The organism is Pseudomonas sp. M2, from assembly GCF_015751845.1.
Taxonomy (GTDB): Bacteria; Pseudomonadota; Gammaproteobacteria; order Pseudomonadales; family Pseudomonadaceae; genus Aquipseudomonas; species Aquipseudomonas putida_E.
The window spans coordinates 5,388,577-5,414,280 of record NZ_JADOUD010000001.1 but is presented as its reverse complement, the minus strand read 5'-3'; the positions used below and the strand labels follow the sequence as shown (position 1 = coordinate 5,414,280).

The following is a 25,704-nucleotide window of genomic DNA, read 5'->3' as shown; positions in this document are numbered from 1 at the left end:
GGTAAAACAGACGCCGCTACAGCTGATGCTGCCAGCGGCGCTGTTGTTCGTCTCTGGCGGCGCGGCGCTTATCTACCAGGTACTGTGGGTCAAGCAGCTGTCACTGGTGGTGGGGGTTGAGGTGTATGCCATCACCGCTGGTATCAGTGCATTTTTCACCGGGCTGGCCCTGGGCGGCCTGGTGTTCGGGCGCTGGGCCGACCGGCTGCGTCGCCCGGTCAAGCTCTATGCTGGCCTTGAATTGGCGGTGGCAGTGCTGGGAGTAGGGGCAACCCTGGCCCTGGCGCACAGCGCCGCGATGTTTGCCCGCCTGGAGGCAGGCGCAGGCCTGCTGGCCTGGTTGTTGCCCTTCACCTTGGTAGGGCTGCCGGCCTTCTTGATGGGCGGCACCTTGCCGGTACTGGTGCGTGCGCTGACCCCCACCGAGGGGCAGTTGGGCGAGGCGGGCGGTTGGCTGTACGCCGCCAATACCGCCGGGGCAATCTGCGGCACCTTGTTGGCAGCATTCGTCCTGCTGCCGCTGCTGGGGGTTACCGGGGCCGCGTGCGTGGCCGCCGTGCTGAACCTGTTGGCCGCACTGGGCGCCTGGCTTGGGCGGGCGAAGGATGAGCGTGACCTGGCCCCTGGCGCAGCGGCATTGCAACCGCGCACGCCCAAGGCCAGGCTGGCCATCGCCCTGTATTGCGTGGCAGGCGGCGTGGCGCTGGGGTACGAGGTGGTGTGGACACAATCGATCGTGCAGTTCATGAGTACCCGGGCTTTTGCATTTTCCGTGGTGTTGGCCACTTACTTGACCGGGCTGGTACTGGGAAGCGCCGTGTACGCCCGGCGAGCGGACCGTATCCGCGACCCTTGGGGGTTGTTCGGGCTGCTGATCGCCGCCGCAGGCCTGCTGGCGTTGTTGCAGATCGCCGGGCTCGGGCGTTGGCTGATCGTGCTGCAGACCACCCTGGAAGCACAGGTTGTGCAACTGACTGGCAATCAACTGGCAGGCATGTGCGCGCGCTTCGCCGCGGCGGCGCTGTGTGTGGTATTCGTGCCTACCACGCTGCTTGGTGCGGCATTCCCCCTGGCCTTGCGCCTGGCCGTGGACAGTGGCCAAGTGGGGCGGGACGTGGGCACGGTCGTGGCGCTCAACACGCTGGGCGGTATTGCCGGGGTCATGCTCACCGGGTTTGTGCTGGTGCCTGAAGTTGGGCTGGTACGCACGCTGTTCGTGCTCGCCGTTGTTGCGGCAGCCGTCGGCATGGTGGCGGTATGGCGTGGCCAGGCCGTGGGCAAGGGCATGCGGGTGGCCGTGCTGGTGGTTGGCGCAGCAACCGTGCTCACTGGCGTGCTGACCCCGCCACAGCGGTTGGCGCAGCTGTTGCCCGGAGCCCGCAGTGGCGAGGTGGTGTTCTACGAAGAGGGCCGGGGAGGCACGGTGGCGGTGGTCAACCAGCAGCGCCAGGGCCAGGCCTTCAACCGCTTGTACATCCAGGGGGTGTCCAATACCGGTGATGCCATGCCGTCACTGCGCTACATGCGCCTGCAGGCATTGCTGCCGCTGCTGATACACCGCGGCGAACCCCGCTCGGCGCTGGTGATCGGTTTTGGCACTGGCATCACTGCCGGGGCAATGCTGCGCTACCCGGGCCTGGAGCACCCGGTGGTGGCCGAACTGTTGCCGCAGGTGCTGGCAGCGGCGCCGTTGTTTTCCGGCAATTACGATGCGGTCAACGACCCGCGCCTGGATATCCGCCTGCGCGATGGGCGCCGCGAACTGCTGCGCAGCGCGCAGCGCTACGACCTGATCACCCTGGAGCCGCCACCGCCGTCCGCAGCCGGGGTGGTGAACCTGTACTCGCGTGATTTTTATCAGTTGGCGGCCTCGCGCCTGGAGCAGTACGGCCTGGTCGCCCAATGGCTGCCGTTGCCTACCCAGAATGACGAGGATAGCCGCTCGCTGGTGCGCAGCTTCCTTGATGTGTTCCCCCATGTGTCGTTGTGGACCACCGAGTTTCACGAAATGCTGCTGATCGGCTCGGCATCGCCGATGGCACTGGATGTGCCGCGCATCCGCCAGCGTTTCGAACAGCCTGAAGTTGCCGCTGCACTGGCGCAGGTTGGCGTGGGGTCGGTCGATGCGTTGCTGGCCACCTGGGTGACCAACCGAGAGGGCCTGGAACGCTACGCGGGTGATGCCCAGCCGGTTACCGATGACCGGCCGCGCATTGAATATGCACCGTGGGTCCGTCCGCGGGAGATCACGCGGGTGCTCCCGGCGTTGCTTGCACTGCGCGTACCGCCGCCTTTGGAAAATGCCGGCCGCGCCCAGCAGGGTGCGGTGGAAGACGAGTGGCAGCTGCTTCGGCGGTTCTACGGCTTGTCATTGCTGGCCTATAACGGTAACCGCCAGGCCTGGATGCGTGAGGCGCGGGCATTGGCGCCGATGACCGCGCAGAACCCCTACATGCGCTGGTTCACCGGCGGTGAGCGTTAACGCATCGCCTTTGAAAAAATGGCTATCAGCGTGAGGCGGGGCAGCCAGCGTTTGGCGACATGGCCGCCTGGCTGATCATGGCCACCAAGCGCTTCACGTTGGCTTGCTGGGCGATCACCACCTCATCGATGCTGCCACCAGATGCGGTTTGCAGGGTGCTGCGACAGGTCAGCTGGATATTGGCCTCCCGGGCCCGCAGGCGCCACCGGGCGTCCAGCAGCGCATACTGCCCAGGCACCGAATCGAAGCGCTGTACATCCACGCGCAAGGACAGCTTATGTGCGGCGCGCACAGTGCTCAGCTGGTCGACCAGGGCGCTGCGCAACTCATCCACCAGGGTGGCGCCCCACCATTGGGTTTCCAGAATGGCCAGGCTGCTGTCGCCTTGACGGATGACCAGTTGGGGCCGGTCAACCTGCGGCGGTACGCTGACACCTTCGATGAGGATCTCGTCTGGGGCCGTGTGAGAGGAGGGTGCCGGCTGTGCCGGCGTGAGGGTGTGGAACTGGATAGGGTCACTGCGGCAGGCGCCCAGCGCCATCAGCGCGACCAGCAGGGTAATCCTTGGCAACGGGGTCATGCTCAACACTCCTGTGGTCATTTGCGTGGCGGCCCTTGCAGGTCCATTGGCGCGGCGTTGTCCGGGCGGCCACGGATCAGCGACTCGGGGTTGCGGCCCAGGTAGTCGGCGAGTTCGCGCAGCGAGCGCGACATACGGCCGAGCTCGTCGAGGGTTTGCGTCAGTTGCTCCCGTTGCGGCGAATCTTCGGCCAGGGTCGAGTTGGCCGATTTGAGGGTAGTGCTGACTTCGGCCAAGGTGCTCTGTACCCCCGGCAATGTCTTGCCATTGAACTGTGTAAGACTCTTGCGCAGCTCGACCAGGTTGGCGTCCAGGTTGCTGGCGATACGTTCCAGTGGCAGCCGGTTGACCTTGTCGACCATGGTCTGCAACTGCTCCTGCAGCAGCTCCAGGCTGCCTGGAACGGTAGGGATCATCACAGGTCGGGCAGTCGGGTCGAAGGCCACTTTCTCCGCTTTGGGGAAGAAGTCCAGGGCGATGTACAGCTGGCCCGTGAGCAGGTTGCCACTGCGTGCCTGGGCGCGCAGGCCGTTGTCGATGAACGTCCCCATCAGTTTGGCGGCGGACGCTTCGTCATTGGGATCGTGCTGCAGGGCCTTAAGCATCTTCTCGTGCGCCCGGCCCAGGCGCTGGGGGTAGATCACGATGCCGACATTGACCGGGAAGCTGCGCTGCTTCGCATCGAAGTCCAGGTTCACCGATACGACGCGGCCAATCTCTATGCCCAGAAACTCTACCGGTGCCCCCACTTTAAGGCCGCGCATCGCCTGGTCGAAACGCAGTGCCAGGTACTGCGCCTTGCCAGCAGGCGGTGCCAGCGCACTGCTCTGGTCGGCGAACAGCTCGAAGCGCTGGTCTTCGCTGGCGACGGTGTCGTTGGGGTTGAAGTCCGGTGCACGGAAGGCGATGCCGCCGACCAGAATGGAAGACAGCGATTCGGTCTTGAGCGCGAAGCCATTGGCGCCGACCTCTACGTCAATGCCACTTGCGTTCCAGAAGCGGGTGTTGGCAGTCACGAAGGCATCGTTGGGTGCGTGGATGAAGACCTCTACATCAACCCCTCTGCCATCCTTGTCCAGGGCGTAGGCGACCACCTGGCCGACCGGGATCTTGCGGAAATACACAGGGGAGCCGATGTCCAGCGAGCCCAGGTCCTGGGTGTGCAGGGTGAAATGCTTGCCGGGCTCGCCGTAGGTGATGGCGGGTGGGTTTTCAAGCCCGGTGAAATGTTTGACGCGCGTGTTCGACTGGCCAATGTCGGCACCGATGTAATCGCCCGAGAGCAGGGTGTCTATGCCCGACACACCACCGGCACCGATGCGCGGCCGGACCACCCAGAACTTCGAGTCTTCACGGGTGAAGCCTTCGGCCTGCTTGTCGAGTTTGACGGTGGCGTTCACGTTCTTCTGGTCGTTACTGAGCGCCACCTCGGTAACGTGGCCGATCACGACGTTGCGATAGCGCACTTCGGTTTTGTTGGCTGCAAGCCCGGCACCGGTCTTGAAGGTGAGGGTGATGGTCGGGCCTTCCTGCATCAGGTTGTGCACCACCAGCGAGAGGCCGACAAGCACTGCCACGATCGGCACGATCCACACCAGTGAAAAGCTGAAGCGCCGGGTCTTTACCGGTGCCTTGCCCGGAACGGCTGGGCTGTCATTGCTGGATGGATTCATCCATGAGCTCCTTGTCAGGTGGCGTGTCCCAGATCAGGCGGGGGTCGAAACTCATCGCTGAAAGCATGGTGAACACCACAACCATGCCAAAGAACAGAATGCCGGGGCGCGGCTCGATATCGCCCAAAGCCTGGAATTTCACCAGTGCCGCAACCAGCGCCACCACCAGTACATCGAGCATCGACCAATAGCCGATCAGTTCAACGAACCGGTAGAGCTTGGAGCGCTGCTGTTGCGCCCAGGTGCTGCCACGCTGGACCGTGATCAACAACATCGTCAATGCCATGAACTTCACCCCTGGCACGGCGATGCTGGCAATGAAAATGATCAGCGCGATGTCCCAGGCGCCATGCCCCCAGAACTCGATCACGCCGCTCATGATGGTGCTGTCGGCGCCGCTGCCCAGCATCGTGGTGTTCATCACTGGCAGCACGTTGGCCGGTATGTAGAAGGCCAGCGCTGCGAACAGGTAGGCCCAGGTACGGCCCAGCGAGTTGGTCTTGCGCCGATGCAACGGGGCATCGCAGCGTGGGCACTGATGCGGTTCGTCGCGCATGTCGCAGGCCAGCCCGCAACTGTGGCACAGGCACAGGTTGAGCTCGGTGGCGGTTGGCGGCCGGTTCATGGCGTGTCCCACAGGTCGCGTATGTCACGCCCGGCAATGCGGATCATCAGCAGGCTCAGTGCGGCCAGTGCAAGCAGGCCGATGCCCGGCAGCACATCGAGCATGCCGGCGAGCTTGAACACGGCCACCATCGCGCCCAGCAGGCAGACTTCGAGCATGCTCCATGGGCGCAGCGTTTCCAGCCAGCGCATGCACAGCTTGAAGGCCGGTGAGCGGCGGGCCGTGAGGGCGTAACCCAGGACCCAGATGAGCAAAAGCAGTTGGAATGCCGGGGCGATGATGATCGAGATCGCCGCGACCATGGCCATGAAGGTAATGGGCCCCTGGCTCAGTGCCAGTACCGAATCCCACAACGTGGCGCTGTTCTTCAGCCCCTTCAGGCTGATGCTCATCACCGGGTAGAAGTTGGCGAACAGCCACAGCACCGCGGCCGTGAGCGTGAGCGCCAGGCGTTGCTCCACCGTCAGGCCGTTGTGCCGCTGCAGCACACCGCCACAGCGCGAACACAAGGTCTTCTGATGCTTGGCGAGCAAGGCTTTTTCATACACGCAGTCGCAGTGCTCGCAGATGATCAATTGCTCGGGTGGGGGCATCATGACGCTCTGGTCAACTTGAAATCAGGCCTTTGTGAATATAGAAGCGCTCCTGTATTAGGCAAATGTTCAGCGAACAATCTGTAAATCTGTCGGCCAGTTCATTGCGCCGGGTCTATAACTACCCTTGCCTGATTGCACTGCATCAGTGGTAGGAAGTGGCCACTGCCACGTTACATTTTCATGTCTGTCACGGCTTGCGCACGTGCGGCCATACAGGAGTTTCGGGAATGAGATTAGCGTTTTTGGCAAGTACGCTGTGTGTCGCTTCGCTTACGCTTGTGGGGTGCACCAGCAAGTTGACCCAGCCGGATGAATATTCAGGTTTTCTAAAGGACTACAGTCGCTTGAAAGAAGCCGAATCACCTTCAGGCGCGCCGGTGATGCGCTGGGTCGATCCTCAGCTCGATATCAACAAGTACACCGCCTTCTATGTCGAGCCCAGCCAGCTGTATCCCAAGCCGCAACCAACCGAGAAAATCCCCCAGAGCACGCTGCAAGGCATCACCAGCTACTACGACACGGCGCTCAAACGTGAACTGGGCAAGTCATTGCCGCTGGCCACCTCCCCGGGTGCCGGCACCATTATCGTGCGCCCGGCCATTACCGGGGTAAGCAGCAAGACCAAGGGTTTGCGGCCTTACGAAGTGATTCCGATCGCCCTTGTGGCGGCGGGGGTCAGCGCCGCTACCGGTATTCGCGACCAGGACACGACCATTGCCACGGAGGTGGCTTTCATTGACGCCCAGACCAACAAGGTCATCGCCCAAGGGGTGCGCAAGGGGGCTGGGCAGCAACTGGACAACAGCAGCCAGGTCATGCAGGCCTCGGATGCCAAGAAAGTGCTGGACAGCTGGGCATCCGACGTCCATCAGTACTATCTGCAGATGAAAGCCAAGGCCAAATAGCCCGCTGTTTGCAGTGTACCCAGGCCTGTACTTGGACGCCGTCAATGGGTGTTGGAGTGCAGGCCTTTGCGCTTCCAGGGAGGTGCGGCAATGATCGAATTCATACTTCACGCCTTGCGTGCAAACCCGGAAATTGCCGTGTTCCTGGCCATTGCACTGGGTGTGCTGATAGGCCGGATACGCCTTGGCAGCTTCCACCTGGGCTCGGTGGCCGGCGCTTTGCTCATGGGCCTGGCCATTGGGCAGATCGGACTGGACGTTCCGCATGAGCTCAAATCGGTATTCTTTGCGTTGTTCATCTACGCGGTGGGTTTCAAGAGCGGCCCGGAATTCTTCGGCAGCCTCAACCGCGGCACCTTGAAGCTGGTGCTGCTGTCTGTGGTGTTGTGCGGCACGGCGTTGGCCACCATCCTTGCTGCGCACAGTCTTTATGGTTTCGATGCCGGCTTTACTGCCGGGCTTGGCGCTGGCGCGCTGACCGACACGGCGATCATGGGCACGGCCAGCAGCGCCATTGCCCAGCTCGCGCTCGACGAAGCCGCCAAGGCACAACTGAACAGCCACATGGCGGTGGCCTATGCCATCACCTATGTATTCGGCACGATTGGGTTGGTGGTATTCGTGGGCAGCATCGCACCGCGCCTGCTTCGCGTAGACCTTGCCGCCTCTGCCCGTGAGCTTGAGCGCTCGCTGGGTATCGAACAGGAGGACGCTGCTTTGGGCGTGCCCTACACGCGGATCGTGGTGCGGGCCCACAAACTGGCGGTGGCTGAGGCGGAGGGCATGAGCATTGCCGATATCGAGGCCTTGCACCGCAACCTCAGTGTCGAGCGGGTGGTGCGCGACGGTCGGGTGCTTGAGCGCGAAGCACACGTGCGCCTGCAGCGTGGCGATGTGCTGGGCGTTTATGCATTACGTGAAGCCGTGCCAGCGCTCAGTCAGTGGATAGGCCCGGAGGTGGATGACCCGCTATCGATGTCCTTCGCTACCCGTACGGCGCAGATTGTGCTCACTTCGCGCACCTTTGCCGGCAAAACCCTCCGCCAGATCAAGCAAGAACTGGTCGGCGCCACGCGAATGGGCTGTTACATCGTCGACATCACGCGCCAGGGCCTGGAGCTGCCGCTGTTGCCCGAGACGGTGCTGCGCCGTGGCGATGTGATTACCCTGACCGGGCGCACGAGCAGTGTCGAGGCCCTGGCGGGGCAGGTAGGCCGGGTGCGCCAGAACCTTTACAAGAGCGATATCGCCATTCATGCGCTTGGTCTGGTCGTGGGGTCATTGCTCGGCATGCTGTCCACGCACATCGGTATCATCCCTGTCGAACTCGGTGTGGGTGGCGGGGTATTGCTGGTTGGCCTGCTGATCGGCTGGTACAACTCGCGCCACCCTGACTTCGGTGCGTTACCGCCGGCGGCGCAATGGGCCTTTTCGGAGTTCGGCCTTACCGCGTTCGGCGCTGTGGTAGGGTTGCTGGCTGGCCCGGCCGCACTGGCCGCGATCGAAACGCAAGGCCTTGCGTTGCTGGTTTCGGGCGCGGCAGTAACCTTGATCCCGCCCTTGGTGACCCTGTACTTCGGTTATTACGTGCTTCGTTTGCACCCGCTGATCCTGTTCGGGGCCTTGGCCGGAGCGCAAACCGAAGCGGCGTCGATGAACAAGATCCTTGAGCAGTCCGGCAGCAACACACCCGTCATCGGGTTTACTGTGTGCTATGCCATTTCCAATGTGCTGCTCGCGGTCTGCGGGCCGGTAATCATTGCGCTGACGGTCAGCTGACCGGGCCTTGCCCAGGGATTTGGGGATTGGCCGGGGCGGTATGCCACTGCTCTTTGGGTACCCATTTGGCCTGTTCCGGGTCGCCCAGGTAATGCGGCGACATGATCTGCACGCCATATTCGTTGAACACGTCCTGGATGTTGGCGTGCAACAGGCTCAGCAACAGGGCGCGTGGCCGGGGTTCAGAGGGAATGGCCTGCGCGACCAGGCGGTACTCGGGGTAAAAATCCGACAGGGCCGTCTGGAACACCTGTGGTTTGGGCTCCTGTAGTACGCCTTCGGTGCGCCGTGCGGCTTCCAGCAGCATGGCTTCTACTTGGCGCCAAGGCGTGTCGTAGCCGATGGTGACAACCGTGTCCACGACATAACCTTGCCCTTGCACGATACGCGAGTAGTTCTTGGTCACCGCCCCAGTAATCATGGAATTGGGCAGCGTCAGGACCTCACCAAGCCCGGTTCTGATCGTTGTGGTGAACATCCCCACTTCGGTCACTGTCCCTTCGTATTCGCCCACCCGGACGAACTCGCCGACCCGAAGCGTACGGGTGTAGGTAAGGATCAAACCGGCTGCACCCTGGCCGATGACGCTGGTTGCACCCAGTGAAATCATCAAACCGATCAACACAGACAGCCCTTTGAAGGCATCGGTGCCCGAGCCGGGCAAATACGGGTAGGCCATCACCAGCGCGAACAGCCAGATGGCCAGCGAGGTCAGGCGCATGGTGGGTTGCAGGGTTTCGGCTGTGAGCCACGACAAGGTACCCGGGCGGGCCATGCGCCGTAGTACGCGCTTGGAGAAGGCGCTGATGCCGCGGGCGATGAAGAAGATCGAGACGGCCACGGCAAGGCCCGGCATGGCGCGCAGAATGCCGCTGACCAGATAATTGAACAGCTCCATCAAATGGACATTGAGGCTTTCGCCCCAGGAACGGGTGTACGGGAACTGCGACAGCACGAAACCCAGCCACTGGTAGCAGAGCAACAGCACGACCAACCAGTACAACAGCCACAGTGAGCGGTCGATCAGGTAGTAGAGATTCTGCATGTCGAACAGCTGGGTATGGCCGACCTTGAGGCGTTCGGAGTGCTTGCCCATCAGCTTGGGCAACAGCCCCAGAAGCTTGCGGCGGCTGAGCCCTGCGGCCTTGAGCAACAGGAAAAACACCAGTGTGGCGGCCGCCGAGTAGCCAAGGGCCGTCAACAGAAACCTGAGGCTGCGTGCCTGGCGCGTTTCCTCGACCACCAGGCGCAGGTTCTCGGCAGCACGTTCGGCCGCCTCCCTTGGCGTGATGTCGTCGGCAGCGGCATCGAGCGGTGTAACGATGAATGCGCGACGGCCGCCCAGCAGCACCAGATAGCTGTTCAGGATAGGGTCGGTCCTGACCTTGAGATCGTCGTTCTCCTGCAGGGTTTCTTCGATCAGGCTCTTGGCACGCTGGGCGCGTGCCTTGGGAGTTTCACCCAGCAAGGTAGAACGAAAGACGAACACCGTGCGGTTGATGACCGTGAGTGCGGCTGGTTCGGCGATGACGCCCTCGACGCCTGTGGCGGGCTGAGCGCTGTCCGCATGGAGGAGGGGAGAAACCATCATGTGCAACCCCAGAATCAGCCAAGCCGCCCATCCTGAACAACGCTTGATCCCCATGCTCCACTCCCGGCGCCTGCGTGCGAATTGCTTCCAGCATAGCCGGATTCACGCAACCTTCAGTGGTGTTGCAAAGGGGCGGTTTTATTGACTGATGCGCACGTCACCGCGCTATAGAATGTTCACCACTGTCTTATGTGAAGGAATCAAGATGCCGTTGCACGATATGCCCCCTGCAAGCGCTGCTTGTCATGCGTTGTGTGAAGCATGAGCCGTTCGCTGTTCATTTCCATGGACGGGCCCAAGGGCACCGGCAAAACCACACTGCTGGAATCTGTTACCCAAGCACTGAGGGCTGATGGCCTGAAGGTCATCCGTATCTGTGAGCGCAAGAGTGACCCCTTCAGGGCGCAAACCATGGCCCTGGTCAACCAGTTCGTCAGAAACCCCAGCCCGGAGCTTGAGCTGGCGGTTTGTGAGCGCTTTGCCCAGAGCCGTGCCTGGATATCCCAGCACGTGCTGCCCAGACAACCGTCGGGCAGCATCATCCTGATCGACCGCTGGTACCCGTCGGAAGCCGCGTTTCGCCGGCTGATCCCGTTCCCTGAGATCCTGCGCCTGAACATCGCCAGTAATGTGCGTGTACCCGACCTGAGTGTGGGGGTCGTCACTGCCCCGGATATTTCATGGGCGAGGGCGACGGCACGCACGCGCGGGTTGAGCAGCACGGTGATGCACAGGTTCGAAGAGCATGTGGCCTGTACCCAGGCCTTCGAGCGAGCCGTCGCAGAGAACGGCTGGCTGTTGTGCCGCAATGAAGGAACGATCGAAGACGCTACGCTGCAGGTGGTTTCAGCGATTCAACGCGTGCTTCGATGCCCTTAGAGCGTGCCTGCTTTCAGGCGTCCAGCACCAGGCGCGCACTGCGCGACGCCGAGACGCACGGCGTGATCCATTCGCCGCTGCTGCGTTGAACTTCAGTCAGACACTCGTCACGGTGCTCTGGCTCGCCCTCGATAACCCGGCACATGCACGCACCGCAAATGCCCATGCCGCACGAGATGGGCAGGTCCACCCCGACCCGCGCAGCGGCCTGCAGCAGGCTTTCGCCCGCTTGTACCTGGACTTCCCGCCCGCTGCGCTGCAACACCAGTGTGCAGCTGGAGTCGGCCTGGGCTGCGGGTTCGGCAGGCTTGAAGTGCTCGCGGTACAGGGCCGACGCTGGCCAGCCGTGGGTAAGAGCGGCCTGCTCCACACTGTCCATGAACCCTGCGGGCCCGCAGCAATACAAGCTGGCGTGGGGCTCCCAAACGGGCAATAGCTCGCTCAAGGCTTGCTTGATCTGCGCAGCGCGCAAGCCGCTGAAGACTTCGATGGGCAGGTCTTGGCGCTGGACCAGCGGCAGCTGTCGCGCGTCCTTGGTGAAATACAGCAGGCGCACCGCCCGCCCTTGCGCCAGGCATTGGCGGTACATCGGCAGCAGGGGCGTGATGCCGATCCCGGCCGCCAGCAATGTCACTGGGCCCGCCCCCGGTTGCAGGGCAAACAGGTTGCGCGGGGTGCCGACCTCGATCCGTGCGCCCAGGCGCAGGTGCTCGTGCAGCCACTGTGAACCGCCGCGAGAAGCAGGCTCACGTTTGATGCCCAGGTACAGATGGCCCTCTTCGGGCAGGCTGACCACGGAGTATTGGCGGACCAGGCCGTTGCCCAGGCGCAGGTCGACATGGGCGCCGGCCGCCCAGCTCAGCGGCAGCGGTGCGCCGCCCGGTGTGCCAAGTTCGACACCCAGTACGTCGTCAGCTTCCAGGCGCAAGGCGCGTACTTGCAAGGAGGTCCAACTCATGCGCGCACCCCCGCAGCCCGCTGCAGGCGCAGCACGGCTTCACGGGCCTGGCTACCCAGTTCGGCGAGGTCCAGGCCAGGGATCGTGTCGTTGTCCACGCTCAGGCGCCCACCTACCAACAAGGCGCGCAAGGTCGGCCGGCCACCGCCCACCACTGGCGCAATTCCCAGGTCGTGCAAGCCGAAGTAGCGGGGCTGGTCCAGGCGGTACACTGCCAGGTCCGCTGCCATGCCAACCTCCAGCGTGCCAAGCGCGTTCAGCCCCAGCACCTGCGCGCCACCGGCGGTTCCCCAACGCACCACGTCTTCCACGCTGGCGGCATGGGCGCCGCCTTCCAGTTCGCCGCCTGCATAGTCGGGCAAAGCCCGCTCGCCGGCCTTGGCCCGTTGCATCAGCCAGGCGGCGTGGGTTTCGCTGATCATGTCGCAGGCTTCGTTGGAGGCTGCGCCGTCCACACCGATCGAGATCGGCATGCCTGCCGCTTCCATGGCCAGGATATCGGCAATGCCGCTGCCCAAGCGCCCGTTGCTCTGCGGGCAGTGGGCAATGCCGGTGCCGGTGGCGCCCAGTAGCCGGATTTCCTCGGGGCTGAGCTTGACCAGATGGGCGAACCACACGTCTGCGCCGAGCCACTCGTGCTCCGCGCAGAACGCCACAGGTGACAGGTTGTAGCGGCGCTGGATTTCGTTCTGGTACTCCACCGTTTCGCTCAGGTGGCTGTGCAGGCGGATGCCCAGCTTGCGTGCGGCGCGGGCGGTTTCGCGCAGGTGCTCTGGCGGCATCGAGTAAGGCGGGCTGGTGGGCGCCATCACCACCCGGCGCCAGGCGTCGGGGGCGGGGTCGTGGTAACTGCGCACCAGCCGCCCGACGTCATCAAGGTATTGTTCGAGGGTTTCTGGGCCGGCACTGGCGGCGCCTTCGGCCTGGCGCACCTGGGTTGCGCCGCCCCGGCAGAGCACGAAGCGCAGGCCCAGCCGTTCTGCCTCCTCGAACAGAATCTGCGCACTGTCGAAGGCCGTGCCTGGCAGGTACAGGTAATGGTGGTCGGCGACCGTGCTGCAGCCGGAGCGGGCAAGCTCTACCAGGCCGATACGCGCGGCCAGGCGGAAACTGTGCTCATCGAACAGGCCACGGTAGCGATAGGGTACCGCGCCCAACCACGCCCCAAGGCTTTGATCGATGCCCGCCGGGATCCCCTTGAGCAGCGACTGGAACAGGTGGTGGTGAGTATTCACCCAGCCTGGGTAGACCACGCAGTCGGTGGCATCGAGCACCTGCTCACCCGCCAGCGGTTGCAGGGCACCGAGGGCAGCGATGCGCCCTTGGCTGATACGGATGTCCGGCCCGGCGTGGCGGGCGGCTGCCCCGCGCAGGCCGGTGAGGATGGCACTGGCGTTGCGGATCAGCCAGCTGTCGGAATGCTTCATAGGGGGCTCCAAGGGCTTAACCCAGTTCACTTTCGTGCCAGTGGCGCAGGCTCAAGCGAGCCAGCAGGGCCATCAGGCTGAACAATGCGACGCCGGTCAGGGCGATCAGCACCAGGGCGGCGAACAGCCGCGGAATGTTGAGCTGAAAGCCCGCTTGCAGGATCTGGTACGCCAGTCCGGCGCCGGTGCCCCCGGTGCCGGCCACGAACTCGGCCACCACGGCGCCGATCAATGCCAGGCCACTGGCGATCCGCAGGCCGGCGAAGAAGCACGGCAAGGCACTGGGAATACGCAGGCGCAGCAGTACCTGCCAGCGGCTTGCGCGATTGAGGCGGAACAGGTTGAGCAGCCCCGGGTTGACGCTGCGCAGGCCCAGCACGGTGTTGGCGATGATCGGAAATACCGCGACCAGGGTGGCGCAGATCACCAGCGCCAGGGTGGTGTCGCTGCACCAGATGATGATCAGCGGTGCGATCGCCACCACGGGCGTCACCTGCAGCAATATCGCGTAGGGGAACAGGCTGGCTTCCACCAGCCGGCTCTGCACGAACACGAATGCGGCCAGTGTGCCGATGACGACTGCGAGGGCGAACGAGAGGAAGGTGATCTTCAGGGTCATCCACAGTGCACCGAGCAACATGGGGCCGTCGCTGATCAGCGTGCGGCCAATGTCGGCGGGTGACGGCACCAGGTAGACCGGTACTTGCCAGGCGATGCAGGCCAGCTGCCAGAGGCCCAGCAGCACCGCGCCGACCAGCAGCGGCGAAGCGATGCGCAGTACCGTGGGGTTGTGTAGCCAGGGGGTAGAAGGTCGACTCATGTCAGGGCTCTCAGGTTGTGCTCTGAAGTTGGGCGCTCAAGCAGGTTCGCCGTTGGCCTGGGCCAGCAGCCGGGACAGGTGGGCGCACTGCGCGATGAAGGCCGGGGAGGTGCGGTAGGCCTCGTCCCGCTCCAGCGGGCCGTCGATGGGCACATCGGCGATCACCCGCCCGGGCCGCGCGCCCATCACCACCACCCGCGACGACAGATACACCGCCTCGAAGATGCTGTGGGTGACGAACACCACGGTCAGGTCGCGTTGGGCCCAGAGCTGGCGCAGGTCGCTGTCGAGCTTGTTGCGGGTGAACTCGTCCAGGGCGCCGAACGGCTCGTCCATCAGCAGCAGGTTAGGTTCGGTGGCCAGCGCCCGGGCGATCGATGCGCGCATCTGCATGCCGCCAGACAACTCGCGCGGGTAGGCCTGGCCGAACGCGCCCAGGCCTACCAGTTCCAGCGCAGCCTGTACCTTGGGCTGGCTGTGGGCTTTGGGCGTGCCCGCCAGGTCCAGCGGCAGGCGCACGTTGTCCTGCACCCTGGCCCAGGGCATCAAGGTCGCCTCCTGGAACACCATCGCCAGGCTGCGGCCCGCACCGCTGGCCTGTGGATCGCTGCCTGGGGCGTCCTTGCCCCACCAGCGCACATGGCCGGCCGAGGGTTGTTCGAGGCCGGCGAACATTTTCAACAAGGTGCTTTTGCCGCAGCCGGAGGGGCCCAGCAACGACACGAACTCGCCGCGCTGGATCGCCAGCTTGACGCGGTGCAAAGCAACGGTGCCATTGCTGTAGGTCTTCTCGACCTGGTTGGCGAACAGCGGCGTGTCGCTACCCAAGGCGTCGGCGTTGGGTGGTGCCTGCAGCTGGGCGCAGGTTTCGGACAGGGTCTGCATCAACATGGCGCTCTCCCCAAAGGTCATGAGCGGTTGCGTATGCCCCGGCACACCAGGGCGCGGAACAGGCGGTCAGTGGCTGGCGAACACTTCGCTTTCGCCATGGGCTTCGAGCAGGCCCAGCAGCTGCCGGCGGATTACCAGGCCTGGCTTGTCCGAGGGCATGTGCAGCTCGACACGCCGCCGGGTATCGACGCAGGCGTCCGGGTCGGTGGCCTCGAGGATGTCACGGTCTTCGGCGGTGATCGCCGCGTCCCAGTCGATCAGTGCCTGGGTCGGGCAGTCTGCTTCGCTGTCGTTGCGATAGAGCCACTGCACCAGCATCAACCGGCCGTCATCGATCGGTGTGGCGCAGTTGTAGATGATGTGGTGGATGCCGCTGTCCGGGTACATGCAGCCAAAGCGTCGGGAGAACGGCAGGTAGTAGCGATTGACCAGGTGACGCTCGGTGATCGGCGCACGGGTGCCGGTAATGGCGAAGCTTTCTTCAGGGTTGCGGATAGGCACGCGGGTTTCGGCTTCAAAGCCGTAATCGGTTTCGCGAAACTCATAGCTGGCCGGTTGCGGCTGGTCGAACAGGCCGAAGTTGGCCTTGTGCACGAAGGAGAAATGCGAGTTGTCGAAAGAGTTTTCCATCACCCGCAGCGGGCTGGTTTTCCACTCTTCGTAGAACTGGAAGATGCGCCGGTAGCCGGGGGCGCCGTCTTCCGGGAAGTCGGGGATCGGCTGCAGCGGATCGTCCAGCGCGACCCAGGCATAGCCATACTTTTCCTGGCAATGGTAGGCCTTGACGCCCGCGCCCGGCGGGATCGCCCCAGTCGGGTTCTGCGGGATCTTCACGCAAGTGCCGCTGCAGTCGTATTCCCAGCCGTGGTAGCCGCAGGCGATATTGCCGTCTTCGCTGACAAAGCCCTTGGACAATTTGGCGGTGCGGTGGCAGCAACGGTCGCGCATCGCTACCGGGGTGCCATCGGGGCGCTTCCAGAGGACCAGGGCTTCACCGAGCAAGGTGAAGGGTTTTGGCCCGTCGTCCAGGGCTGTCATGGGCAGCAGGGCGTACCAGAAGCGTCGCAATACAGGTTGTTTGGTGACCAGCATGATCCAGTTTCCTCACGGTATTAAGTGTTGTTGTAAGGCTCAGCGGCTGGCGGCCTGGACGGTGTCGGGCTGCACGTTCAGGCCTTGCACGAAGCGGGTGGTATAGGCCTTTTGCCAAGGGGCGGCGGCGCCGAGCAGGCCGGCCTGGACCATGAAGTCGCGGGTGGCCTGCCAGCGGGCGTCGTTCATCGTGCCGATGCCGTGGCTGGCAGCGTCGCCCCCTGTGACCAGCTGGTATTGCTTGAGCGTCGAGACGCCCCAAGCCAGCAGCTCATCGCTCATGTTGGGGTTGTCGCGCTTGATCAGCGCATTGCCCGCAGCGGGGTTGTCCAGGTAGCGCTTCCAGCCCTCGAGCGAGGCGCGGACAAACCCGGCGACGCGCTCGGGATGCTGGTCGATGACGTCCTGGCGGGTGACCACGGTGGAACCGTAGGGCGGGTAACCTGCATCGGCGAACAGGAAGAAGTTGGGTTTCTGGCCTGCCTTGATTGCCTGGAACAGTTCCGAACTGGCGTAGGCCTGCTGGGTGGTGTCGGCGCCGGCGAGGAAGGGCTGCAGGTTGAAGGTGTAAGGCCGTGCCTGGCTGTCCTGAAGCTGGTACTTGCCTTTGAGCCAGGGCCACCAGGTTTGCTGGCCGGACGTGGACACCAGCACCTGCTTGTTTTGCAGGCCGTCCAGGCCGTTGACATCGGCGTGCGTCATCAAGCCCTGCGGGTCACCCTGGAAGGGCGCAGCCACCGCGACCACCGGCAGCCCTTGCTCCACGCTCTTGAGGATCTGCAGGTCGTAGTTGACGATGAAGTCGGCTTGCTTGCTGACCAGCAACTGCATGCCATTGACCTGCGGGCCGCCCATGCGGATGGACACATCCAGGCCTTCTTTCTCATACAAGCCATCGGCCACGGCCTGGTAAAAGCCGCCCTGTTCTGCCTGGGCGTACCAGGAGGTGAGCAACACGACCTTATCGTTGGCCATGGCCAGGGAGGCGCTGCTCAGCACTGCTGCGCCAAGCAGCGAGCGAAGCGGGTAAGTCAAAGCAAAGCGGTTTTTCATGATTGTTCTCCACCTCGATTCGAAATGCGCCAGGTGTTAGGGAACACGCCAGCGAAAACCGAGCGGAGAGAGAACGCAGCAAGAGGAGGGTGCACACAGCATGCAGCAGCCACGGCCGACATTTCTCTACTTGCCCAAGGCCGTGAGGCCGCGCGCAAATCATCCGCTCGGATGTACGCCCAATTCAAGGCGCAAGAGCAATGCCCCATGCCATTTCTGGCACTGACCGCTTCTACTCGAAGGCAGATGAAGCGAGAAGCGTGCCAATGTACGCAAACCGCCAAAGCCGGGCTGTTCAGGGCCGGGCGGGTATTGCAAGGGCAGAGCAGTGATCCGGGAAGGTGCAAGGCAGGAGCGCTCGGCGCCATTAAAGTGCGCAATGCTGAGCCGGCTTGGTGCTCACTAATTCATTAAATTGGCCACAATCACTGAGCTAGACTGTATTCGATCAGTTGGCACGCCCCCTGCTAGGGCACAGTCGAGTAGAAGCGGTCAGTGCCGAAATGGCATGGGACATTGCTCTGGCGGCATCACGCCGCACACCCGGCAAGGGTGGCGCCACGGTTTGCAACGTGGCCAGAGGAGAGGTCTGTCCGCTGAATCCCTTGCTGGTGAACCTCACCGACCTCGACCCAAGGGATGCACATGAAACTCAACCCTCTTGCCTGCCTAAGCTACTGCTTCCTGCCCCTCTGCGCCCTGGCCAGTTCCGGCGCGCAGGCCGGCCCGCTGATGTGGTACGACAACAGCCTGAGCTACCTGTACGGCCACAACTACAAAGTCGACGGCACCGGCAACGACATTCAGCAAACCGTCACCTTCGAACACGCCAGCGGCTGGACTTGGGGGGATGTATTTCTGTTCGTCGACAACAAGTGGTCCAACGGCTTGTCGGGCAATGACGGGCACAGCTACTACGGTGAGTTCTCCCCGCGGTTGTCGCTGGGTAAGGTCAGCGGACAGAACCTGCGCTTTGGCATCGTCAAGGATGTACTGATTGCCGCTACCTACGAGCGCGGCGAGGGGCGCACTCGCAGATACCTGTTGGGGCCTGCCGTGGACTTGACTATCCCGGGGTTCGATCGCTTCTCGCTCAATACCTATTACCGCAAGCCTGACGGGATTACCGGCAAGGCATCGGGGCAATGGCAGATCAACCCGACCTGGGCAATGACCCTACCGCTAGGGCGATCGGACATCCTGTTTGACGGGTACCTGGAGTGGTATGTGAATGACGTTGGCAGCAAGGGCACGTCGGATTACGTGGCCAAGAGTTTCCACTTCAATCCGCAGTTCAAGTACGACGTGGGCAAGGCCCTCGGGCACACGCCGAAGCGGCTTTATGCGGGGCTGGAGTGGGATTATTGGTCGGACAAGTACGGGATCGAGGATAGCCACGGATTCCCGACAGATCAGAATGCGGTGAGTGTGTTGGTCAAGACGCATTTCTAAGCAATTACATCAGAACGTTACCGTATCTCCCTGTTTTTATAGGATATGAAGGTCGAGCGTCGTCCGTGCGGCGCTCGATGCCTGCCACCGCAAAACCAATAATGTTCGATTATCGGGCGCTAACTCCCTTCGAGCACTCAACATTGGCCTCTGCATGCCGAACGTAATGGGTAGTACATCCCACTGCCACCCGGATATGTCCTCATGCGCTTGCGCCATCTCAACATCGCTACCCGCTCTTACCTGAGTTTCAGCCTGATCGCCGCCCTGGTCGTGGTGCTCGGGCTGTTTTCCATCAACAAGATCTCCAGCATGCGCGAAGCCGTGGTGTACACCGAGCAGGTGACCAACGTCGGCACCCGCTACCTGGGTGAAGTCCGCAGCCACATGCTGGGCCTGCGCATCATCACCCTGCGCATGGCCATTGCCCGCGAGCCCGCGCAGCTGACGCCGACCCTGGCGCGCCTGGAGGTGCTCAAAGGCCTGCTCGACAAGGGCGTCGAGGGCTACGGTGCGGTAGTGCCGGCGGCGGGCAAGCCGGCCTTTGCCGAGATGCAGCGGTTGATCGACCAGTACCGTGTGCTGCTCGACCAGTACAAGGGGTTGTCCGAGCAAAACCAGGTACCGCAGATGCAGGCGATGCTCAGCGGCGCCATGCAGGACATTTCCAACCGCATCGGCGAGCTGTACGACAACCTGGTCAAGTTCAGCAGCGACACCGCCGAACAGCACACCGCCCATGCCCGCGCCGAGTACCAGCGTGCCCTGTACCTGACCTTCAGTGTGATCGGCCTGGTGCTGGTGCTGACCATCGGCCTTGCCTGGTTGCTGACCCGCAGCATCGTCAGCCCGCTGCGTGAAGCCATTGGAGTGGCGCAGAACATTGCCGACGGCGATCTATCCCATACCGTAAATGCCACCGGCCGCGACGAGGCGACCCAGTTGATGCATGCCCTGGCGGCCATGCAGGCCAGCCTCAAGGATGCCCTGCGGCTGATCGGCGATTCTTCTCATCAGCTGGCCGCGGCCAGCGAGCAGATGTCGGCGATTACCCAGCAAACCTCCCGCGACCTCAACCGCCAGAACGACGAGATCCAGCAAGCCGCTACCGCCGTCACGCAGATGAGCGTCGCGGTAGAAGAGGTGGCGCGCAACACCGTCAGCACCTCCGAAATCTCGCGTCAGTCCGAAGACGCGGCGCGTCGCGGCCGTCAGCGGGTGGGTGAGGCGATCAGTTCGATCGGCAAGATGAGCCACGATGTACATGAGGCGTCGCGGCAGATCGAAGCGCTGTCGGTGCAGTCCCAGGAAGTGGGTAAGGTGCTGGATGTGATCGGTGCAATTGCCGGGCAGACCAACCTGCTGGCGCTCAACGCAGCGATCGAGGCGGCGAGGGCAGGTGAAGCGGGCCGCGGCTTTGCTGTGGTGGCGGATGAAGTCCGCGCGCTGGCGGCGCGTACCCAGAGCTCGACGCTGGAGATCGAGGAAATGATCAATGCCATTCGCAGCGGTACGGCGCGGGTGGTGGAGTCGATGCACAGCAATAGCCAGCAGGTGGGGCATACCCTGCAGGTAGCTGAGTTGGCCGGGCAGGCACTGGATGAGATCACCGATGGTGCGACAACGATTCACGAGCGCAACCTGGTGGTGGCCAGTGCCACTGAAGAACAGGCACAAGTGGCTCGAGAAGTCGATCGTAACCTGTTGAATATTCGGGATCTTGCGGTGCAGACCTCCGAGGGTGCGGGCCAGATCAGCACGGCGAGCCAGGAGTTGGCCAGCTTGTCGATTGGCTTGAACGGGATGATGAAGCGGTTTCGGCTGTGACTACTGCGCAATGATGTCGGCCTGAGTCGAACCATATGCTGACCCTCTGGTCAGGATGCTTACCTATCCAGCATCATTGAGGTCAGCATGCACACGTACAACCTGACGTACCTGTTCAAGGGCGAACCGCGTGACCACCGGTTCGCGCTCAAGCAGCCTGGGCTTTCGCTTCATGAAGCAGCGTTGCACTTGATCCTGTTGCATTACGGGGATGGCGAGAACAGCCTGGTAATGCCTGCAGCAGACGCCTCCCCGACGGAGATTCTGCAGCAGGCCAGCTCGCTTGAGATTACCCGGGTCGAAGTACATCCTGGCGAGTAGGCCCTGTGAGCGGGTTACGGGAGAGCAGGGGGGTCAGCCTGCCTTCAACCCGGCCAGCTGCTGCTGAAGCTCGGCCAGCAACCGTCGACCCGCTGCTTCCAACAGGTCACCATACTGAGCGATGGCATTGCACTCCCGACAGGTGACGATCGATTTTCTGTGGAGCCTGCCCGGCTTTACCAAATCTTGCCCATCGCACTCGAGGCATTTCAGGGTGACACTCATGATCTTCCTCTCCATGGAACACGCGCAGGATCCTTCATCGCGCTTTTGAGTCGGCCGGCAATGATGGCGCGGTACATGGAGTGGTCAAGTGGGTAAAACGTTCATTCCGGGGGCGACGAAAACAGGGCGGCGCCTTCAAAAGTTGCCGGCGGACGCCCTGCACGTCCCTAAACCCCCAGCAGAATCGGAGATCGCGAAGTGATTGACCATCTGGACCACCTGGTGCTGACCACTGTCGATGTCGACGCTTGTAAAGACTTCTATACCCGCGTGCTGGGCATGCGCCTGGAGACCTTTGGCCAAGGACGTTTGGCGTTCTGCTACGGCAATCAGAAGATCAATGTTCATGTGCGGGGGCATGAGTTCGAGCCAAAAGCTCATCTGCCTGTTCCTGGAGCATTGGATTTGTGCTTCATCGCCAGTGTCAGCCTCGAAGAGGTTATCGAGCACCTTGAGGGTCAGCATTGGCCAATTATTGAGGGCCCGATTCAGCGAACCGGTGCGACAGGCCCTATCCGTTCCGTGTACGTACGCGACCCGGATCTCAACCTGATCGAGATTTCCGAGCAGTTGTGACTGGACGTGGCAGTGGTTGAGGACGGCCTCAGCAAGCGTGACGAGACCAACGCCCGGCAAGGGTTTGAAGCGGTTGAAAAGGGTCGCTGGAATAGCGCAGTAGGAAACCGCTTTGGCGGCCATGGGCATTTTCGGCCCCTTCGCCGCCAGGCGGATGCAGACAGTTTGCGTGGCTTACTTGATCAGCGGCACACCACTGAGCTTTTGCAACTCGTCGAAGTCGATGTCAGCGCAGATCTCTACCACTTTCAGGCCGTCGGACGTCACTTCCAGCACGGCCAGGTCGGTATAGATGCGGCTGACGCAGCCGATGCCGGTCAGCGGGTAGGTGCACTCAGGCACGATCTTGCTTTCGCCGGACTTGGTCAGGTGGTCCATCATCACGAACACCTGGCGCGCGCCGGTGGCCAGGTCCATCGCGCCGCCTACGGCCGGGATCGAACCTTCGGCGCCGGTGTGCCAGTTGGCCAGGTCGCCCTTGACCGACACCTGGAAGGCGCCCAGTACGGCGATGTCCAGGTGGCCGCCACGCATCATCGAGAAGGAGTCGGCGTGGTGGAAGAAAGCACCACCGGTGAGCAGCGTCACGTGCTGCTTGCCGGCGTTGATCAGGTCATCGTCTTCCTCGCCCGGCGCTGGGCTCGGGCCCATGCCCAGCAAGCCGTTTTCGCTGTGCAGAAACACTTCCTTGTCACCCAGGAAATTGGCCACCAACGTAGGCGCGCCGATGCCCAGGTTCACGTATGCGCCTTCCTGGATGTCTGCGGCCACGCGCTGGGCCATCTGGGTGCGGGAAAGTTTTGTGGTAATGGTCATGGCAGGCCTCAGACAGCGTTGGCGATCGAAGAAGCAGCAGCGCCGGTAACGGCGACCACGCGCTGCACGAAGATGCCCGGGGTGATGATGTGTTCCGGGTCCAGTTCGCCGAGTTCGACGATCTGGTCGACCTGAGCGATGGCGGTCTTGGCAGCCATGGCCATGATCGGGCCGAAGTTACGGGCGGCCTTGCGGTAGATCAGGTTGCCCCAGCGGTCACCCTTGTACGCCTTGATCAGGGCGAAGTCGGCGTGCAGCGGCATTTCCAGCACGTACTGGCGGCCATCGATCTCGCGGGTTTCCTTGCCTTCGGAGAGCAGAGTGCCGTAGCCGGTCGGCGAGAAGAATGCACCGATACCCGAGCCCGCTGCGCGGATGCGTTCGGCCAGGTTGCCTTGCGGCACCACTTCCAGCTCGATTTTGCCGGCCCGGTACAGTTCGTCGAAGACGTAGGAGTCGGACTGGCGTGGGAAGGAGCAGACCACCTTGCGCACGCTGCCTGCCTTGAGCAGGGCGGCCAGGCCAATCTCGCCATTGCCGGCGTTGTTGCTGATGATGGTCAGGTCGCGGGTACCGGTATCGATCAGAGCATCGATCAGCTCGGACGGCATGCCGGCAGTGCCAAAACCACCGACCATGATGGTCGACCCGTCGGTGATGCCTTCCACCGCGCTGGCGATGGACTCATAGGTTTTATTGATCAAAGCGAGCTCCTGGTTGTTCCTGGAGTATGGGTTGTGGGCCTGCCTGGCGCGCCCTTTGACGTGGGGGCCAGTCAGCGCTTGGGAAATGTTTGCTGACTGTGCTAAGCGTGCCGCAAGATCGGGCACAAGTAGAGAGGGGGGAAGCGGATGGTGTGCGATTATCGAACTATTGTGCGATCTACGAGCGGTTGTTTGCATCGCGTAGTGGACGGTTTCCTGAGCGCTGGGCTCAGGGCACGCTGGGTGTGGAGGCAGCTGATCTTTCCGCGCTCAGGCGCAGTTCTGCGATATCGCGCTTTGGCGGTGTGCCGAACTGGCGCCCGTACTCGCGGCTGAACTGCGAGGGGCTTTCATAGCCGACCTTGAAGGCCGCGGTGGCGGCATCCAGATGCTCGTTTAGCATCAACCGTTTCGCTTCGTTCAACCTCAGCCACTTCTGGTACTGCAGGGGGCTCATAGCGGTCAGCTGACGAAAATGCTGGTGGAAGGTCGAGAGTCCCATCTGCACCTGGGAAGCCAGCTCGTCCACCCGCAGCGGCGCGGCGTAGTTCAGCTTCATCCAGTCGATGGCCTTGGCGATCCGGTGGCCCTTGCTGCCCACGGAGGCGATGTAGCGCAGGAGGGGGGCCTGGTCACTCAGCAGCAAACGATAGTGGATTTCCCGCTGAATGAGCGGCCAGAGCACAGGTATCGCGTCAGGCTCCTCGAGCAGCTCGATCAGGCGGCTGAAGCTCTCCAGTAACTTCGGGCCTAATTCACCCACTCCAGCGCTGGTGTGAAAGGACTGACCACTCACCGCCAAACGACCATCTTGTGCGATCAATTCCGCCAGTGTGCGCAGGTCGAGCTTGAATACCAGGCCGAGGCAAGGGGCTTGCTCGCTGGCCATCGTCACCGCCGAGTTAGCGGGGATGTTCAGCGAGGTGACTAGAAAGCGGCTCGTGTCGTAGGGGAAGACCTCGCTACCGATGACCATTTCCTTGGCGCCCTGTACCACCAGCACGACACTCGGCTCGACGATACAGGTAATCGGTGGGGCCGGTGCGTTACGTCGGTAGACGCTGAGATCTGCGATGTGTGTCGTGAAGTCGCCAGCTGTGGGCGCGTGTGCGCCTATTACCTCGCACAGCGTGGCCAGCGGGTTCGCAGGGGGGCGCGGTTGTGTGGTGGCAGGCATAGGAAGCTTCCGATCATCTTGTGGAAAACATTACGGTCGCGTTGCGTCATCTGTCCATGCCCAGCCGGTACGAGCTGGAGATTTAGGCAATAAAACTACCCGTTTGCTCTACTGATGAAGCGGTTTGTGCGACGAAGATGGCTATAGGCGAGGTGGCCAGTGTGCTGAGCAGAGCATGCCCCTCGCACCATTTCCATTTCGAGCAGACAGGAATGAGTGCATGAAGTCTTTGTTCGTAGCGTTTGCCTTGATGGCCAGTTCACTCACTGCAGGAGCCGCCGATATGTCCCATGGAGCCGACAATTTCTATAAGAGTGACCTGGTATCACTCGAACGGGTTTCCTTCAAAAACCAGTTTCAGATGAATACGGTCGGGAACCTGTTCGTTCCTGAAAACCTGAAACCCAATACCCGTTATCCCGCCATCATCGTCGGCCATCCGATGGGCGCGGTTAAGGAACAAAGCGCGAACCTCTACGCCCAGAAGCTGGCAGAGCAGGGCTTCGTTACCCTGGCAATCGATCTATCGTTCTGGGGGGAAAGTGACGGGCGTCCGCGTAACCTGGTATCGCCGGACATCTATGCCGAAGACTTCAGTGCCGCGGTCGACTATCTCGGCGCTCAGGGTTTCGTTGATCGCAACCGCATCGGCGTGTTGGGCATCTGCGGCAGTGGCAGCTTTGCCATCAGTGCGGCGAAGATTGATCCTCGAATGAAAGCCATTGCCACGGTCAGCATGTACGACATGGGCGCCGCCAATCGCAACGGCCTCAAGCACGCGGTAACAGTCGAGCAACGCAAGAAAGCCATTGCTGAAGCAGCAGCTCAGCGTGATGTCGAGTTTGCCGGCGGTGACACCCTGTACACCAGTGGCACGGTCGACAAGCTGACCGAGCACTCCAATGCCATCGAACGCGAGTTTTACGACTTCTACCGCACGCCCCGGGGGGAGTTCACCCCCAAAGGGTTGTCGCCGCTTCTGACGACGCATCCCACGCTGACCAGTAATGTCCGTTTCATGAACTTCTACCCGTTCAATGACATCGAGACGATCTCGCCACGCCCAATGCTGTTCATCGCGGGAGAAGACGCACACTCCCGTGAGTTCAGTGAAGAGGCGTATCGCCTTGCCGGCGAACCCAAGGAACTGGTGATCGTACCGGGCGCTGGCCACGTCGATCTCTATGACCGCGTCGCATTGATTCCCTTCGGCAAGCTGACGTCGTTCTTTGGCGAACACCTCAAGTAACTGACG

The 25,704-nt window shown here is 62.4% G+C and carries 24 protein-coding genes; 9 read left to right on the top strand and 15 right to left on the bottom strand.

The features are described from left to right. Nucleotides 1-25: 25 nt before the first annotated feature. A complete protein-coding gene (locus IWW33_RS25070; protein WP_231386539.1) occupies nt 26-2,482 on the top strand; it encodes a fused MFS/spermidine synthase in 2,457 nt (818 codons plus the stop codon). A 25-nt stretch (nt 2,483-2,507) separates the two neighbouring features. On the opposite strand, the gene IWW33_RS25065 is transcribed toward IWW33_RS25070, so the two are convergent. Genes IWW33_RS25065 through IWW33_RS25050 form a run of 4 tightly spaced genes read right to left on the bottom strand, consistent with a single transcriptional unit; the run spans nt 2,508 to nt 5,953 of the window. Continuing rightward, nucleotides 2,508-3,062 carry a PqiC family protein gene (locus tag IWW33_RS25065; RefSeq protein ID WP_196998176.1) on the bottom strand — a complete coding sequence of 185 codons (555 nt, stop codon included), beginning with the start codon at nt 3,060-3,062 and terminating at the stop codon, nt 2,508-2,510. Between the two features lie 17 nt (nt 3,063-3,079). After that, entirely contained in the window at nt 3,080-4,735 is a 1,656-nt protein-coding gene (locus tag IWW33_RS25060) for an MlaD family protein (protein ID WP_174141346.1), read from the bottom strand. After that, nucleotides 4,716-5,360, bottom strand: coding sequence for a paraquat-inducible protein A (locus IWW33_RS25055; protein ID WP_161870912.1), 645 nt, complete (start codon nt 5,358-5,360; stop codon nt 4,716-4,718). Before IWW33_RS25055 ends, IWW33_RS25060 begins: the two co-directional genes overlap by 20 nt. Beyond that, a complete protein-coding gene (locus IWW33_RS25050) occupies nt 5,357-5,953 on the bottom strand; it encodes a paraquat-inducible protein A (RefSeq protein ID WP_125923163.1) in 597 nt (198 codons plus the stop codon). The genes IWW33_RS25055 and IWW33_RS25050 overlap by 4 nt, the downstream gene beginning before the upstream one ends. Before the next feature lie 230 nt (nt 5,954-6,183). On the opposite strand from IWW33_RS25050, the gene IWW33_RS25045 reads away from it, so the two are divergent. Then, complete coding sequence (locus IWW33_RS25045; protein ID WP_119689004.1) at nt 6,184-6,861, top strand: DUF3313 domain-containing protein; 678 nt, start codon at nt 6,184-6,186, stop codon at nt 6,859-6,861. A gap of 90 nt (nt 6,862-6,951) precedes the next feature. Then, complete coding sequence (gene aspT / locus IWW33_RS25040) at nt 6,952-8,640, top strand: aspartate-alanine antiporter (RefSeq protein ID WP_174141345.1); 1,689 nt, start codon at nt 6,952-6,954, stop codon at nt 8,638-8,640. Here aspT and IWW33_RS25035 read toward each other — a convergent pair. Then, complete coding sequence (locus IWW33_RS25035) at nt 8,633-10,285, bottom strand: mechanosensitive ion channel family protein (RefSeq protein ID WP_174141344.1); 1,653 nt, start codon at nt 10,283-10,285, stop codon at nt 8,633-8,635. The genes aspT and IWW33_RS25035 overlap by 8 nt on opposite strands. A gap of 207 nt (nt 10,286-10,492) precedes the next feature. On the opposite strand from IWW33_RS25035, the gene IWW33_RS25030 reads away from it, so the two are divergent. Further along, entirely contained in the window at nt 10,493-11,110 is a 618-nt protein-coding gene (locus IWW33_RS25030; RefSeq protein ID WP_174141343.1) for a dTMP kinase, read from the top strand. Between the two features lie 13 nt (nt 11,111-11,123). Here IWW33_RS25030 and IWW33_RS25025 read toward each other — a convergent pair whose 3' ends face one another. The 6 genes from IWW33_RS25025 to IWW33_RS25000 form a co-directional block, all read right to left on the bottom strand. After that, on the bottom strand, nt 11,124-12,068 hold the full coding sequence (locus IWW33_RS25025; RefSeq protein WP_174141342.1) for a PDR/VanB family oxidoreductase: 945 nt from the start codon (nt 12,066-12,068) through the stop codon (nt 11,124-11,126). Beyond that, nucleotides 12,065-13,495, bottom strand: a complete 1,431-nt coding sequence (locus tag IWW33_RS25020) for an amidohydrolase family protein (protein WP_196914418.1) — start codon at nt 13,493-13,495, stop codon at nt 12,065-12,067. Before IWW33_RS25020 ends, IWW33_RS25025 begins: the two co-directional genes overlap by 4 nt. A gap of 16 nt (nt 13,496-13,511) precedes the next feature. Continuing rightward, the gene (locus IWW33_RS25015; protein ID WP_172655317.1) at nt 13,512-14,240 is read right to left on the bottom strand and encodes an ABC transporter permease; all 729 of its coding nucleotides are present in this window, start codon (nt 14,238-14,240) and stop codon (nt 13,512-13,514) included. 111 nt (nt 14,241-14,351) lie between these two features. After that, nucleotides 14,352-15,206: an ABC transporter ATP-binding protein gene (locus IWW33_RS25010; protein WP_119689011.1), complete on the bottom strand. Its 855-nt coding sequence runs from the start codon at nt 15,204-15,206 to the stop codon at nt 14,352-14,354. A gap of 66 nt (nt 15,207-15,272) precedes the next feature. Continuing rightward, nucleotides 15,273-16,298, bottom strand: a complete 1,026-nt coding sequence (locus IWW33_RS25005; RefSeq protein WP_174141340.1) for an aromatic ring-hydroxylating dioxygenase subunit alpha — start codon at nt 16,296-16,298, stop codon at nt 15,273-15,275. Between the two features lie 39 nt (nt 16,299-16,337). After that, nucleotides 16,338-17,351 (bottom strand): ABC transporter substrate-binding protein, encoded by a 1,014-nt coding sequence (locus tag IWW33_RS25000; protein WP_046786325.1) that lies wholly within the window; start codon nt 17,349-17,351, stop codon nt 16,338-16,340. A 645-nt stretch (nt 17,352-17,996) separates the two neighbouring features. Here IWW33_RS25000 and IWW33_RS24995 point away from each other — a divergent pair. From IWW33_RS24995 to IWW33_RS24985, 3 genes are all read left to right on the top strand, one after another. Continuing rightward, nucleotides 17,997-18,803 (top strand): outer membrane protein OmpK, encoded by an 807-nt coding sequence (locus IWW33_RS24995; RefSeq protein WP_174141339.1) that lies wholly within the window; start codon nt 17,997-17,999, stop codon nt 18,801-18,803. A gap of 204 nt (nt 18,804-19,007) precedes the next feature. After that, nucleotides 19,008-20,630: a methyl-accepting chemotaxis protein gene (locus IWW33_RS24990; protein WP_119689014.1), complete on the top strand. Its 1,623-nt coding sequence runs from the start codon at nt 19,008-19,010 to the stop codon at nt 20,628-20,630. 87 nt (nt 20,631-20,717) lie between these two features. Then, nucleotides 20,718-20,951 (top strand): hypothetical protein, encoded by a 234-nt coding sequence (locus IWW33_RS24985; RefSeq protein ID WP_174141338.1) that lies wholly within the window; start codon nt 20,718-20,720, stop codon nt 20,949-20,951. Between the two features lie 33 nt (nt 20,952-20,984). On the opposite strand, the gene IWW33_RS24980 is transcribed toward IWW33_RS24985, so the two are convergent. After that, complete coding sequence (locus tag IWW33_RS24980; protein WP_039601543.1) at nt 20,985-21,176, bottom strand: hypothetical protein; 192 nt, start codon at nt 21,174-21,176, stop codon at nt 20,985-20,987. 198 nt (nt 21,177-21,374) lie between these two features. On the opposite strand from IWW33_RS24980, the gene IWW33_RS24975 reads away from it, so the two are divergent. Continuing rightward, a complete protein-coding gene (locus tag IWW33_RS24975) occupies nt 21,375-21,752 on the top strand; it encodes a VOC family protein (protein ID WP_174141337.1) in 378 nt (125 codons plus the stop codon). 174 nt (nt 21,753-21,926) lie between these two features. Here IWW33_RS24975 and IWW33_RS24970 read toward each other — a convergent pair whose 3' ends face one another. From IWW33_RS24970 to IWW33_RS24960, 3 genes are all read right to left on the bottom strand, one after another. Continuing rightward, a complete protein-coding gene (locus tag IWW33_RS24970) occupies nt 21,927-22,568 on the bottom strand; it encodes a 3-oxoacid CoA-transferase subunit B (RefSeq protein WP_012314450.1) in 642 nt (213 codons plus the stop codon). 8 nt (nt 22,569-22,576) lie between these two features. Then, nucleotides 22,577-23,272, bottom strand: coding sequence for a 3-oxoacid CoA-transferase subunit A (locus tag IWW33_RS24965; RefSeq protein WP_039601534.1), 696 nt, complete (start codon nt 23,270-23,272; stop codon nt 22,577-22,579). Between the two features lie 229 nt (nt 23,273-23,501). Beyond that, nucleotides 23,502-24,449 (bottom strand): AraC family transcriptional regulator, encoded by a 948-nt coding sequence (locus IWW33_RS24960; protein WP_119689017.1) that lies wholly within the window; start codon nt 24,447-24,449, stop codon nt 23,502-23,504. A 220-nt stretch (nt 24,450-24,669) separates the two neighbouring features. Between IWW33_RS24960 and IWW33_RS24955 the strand changes: the two genes are divergently transcribed. Then, nucleotides 24,670-25,698, top strand: coding sequence for an alpha/beta hydrolase (locus tag IWW33_RS24955; protein WP_115274908.1), 1,029 nt, complete (start codon nt 24,670-24,672; stop codon nt 25,696-25,698). The last annotated feature ends 6 nt before the right edge of the window (nt 25,699-25,704 follow it).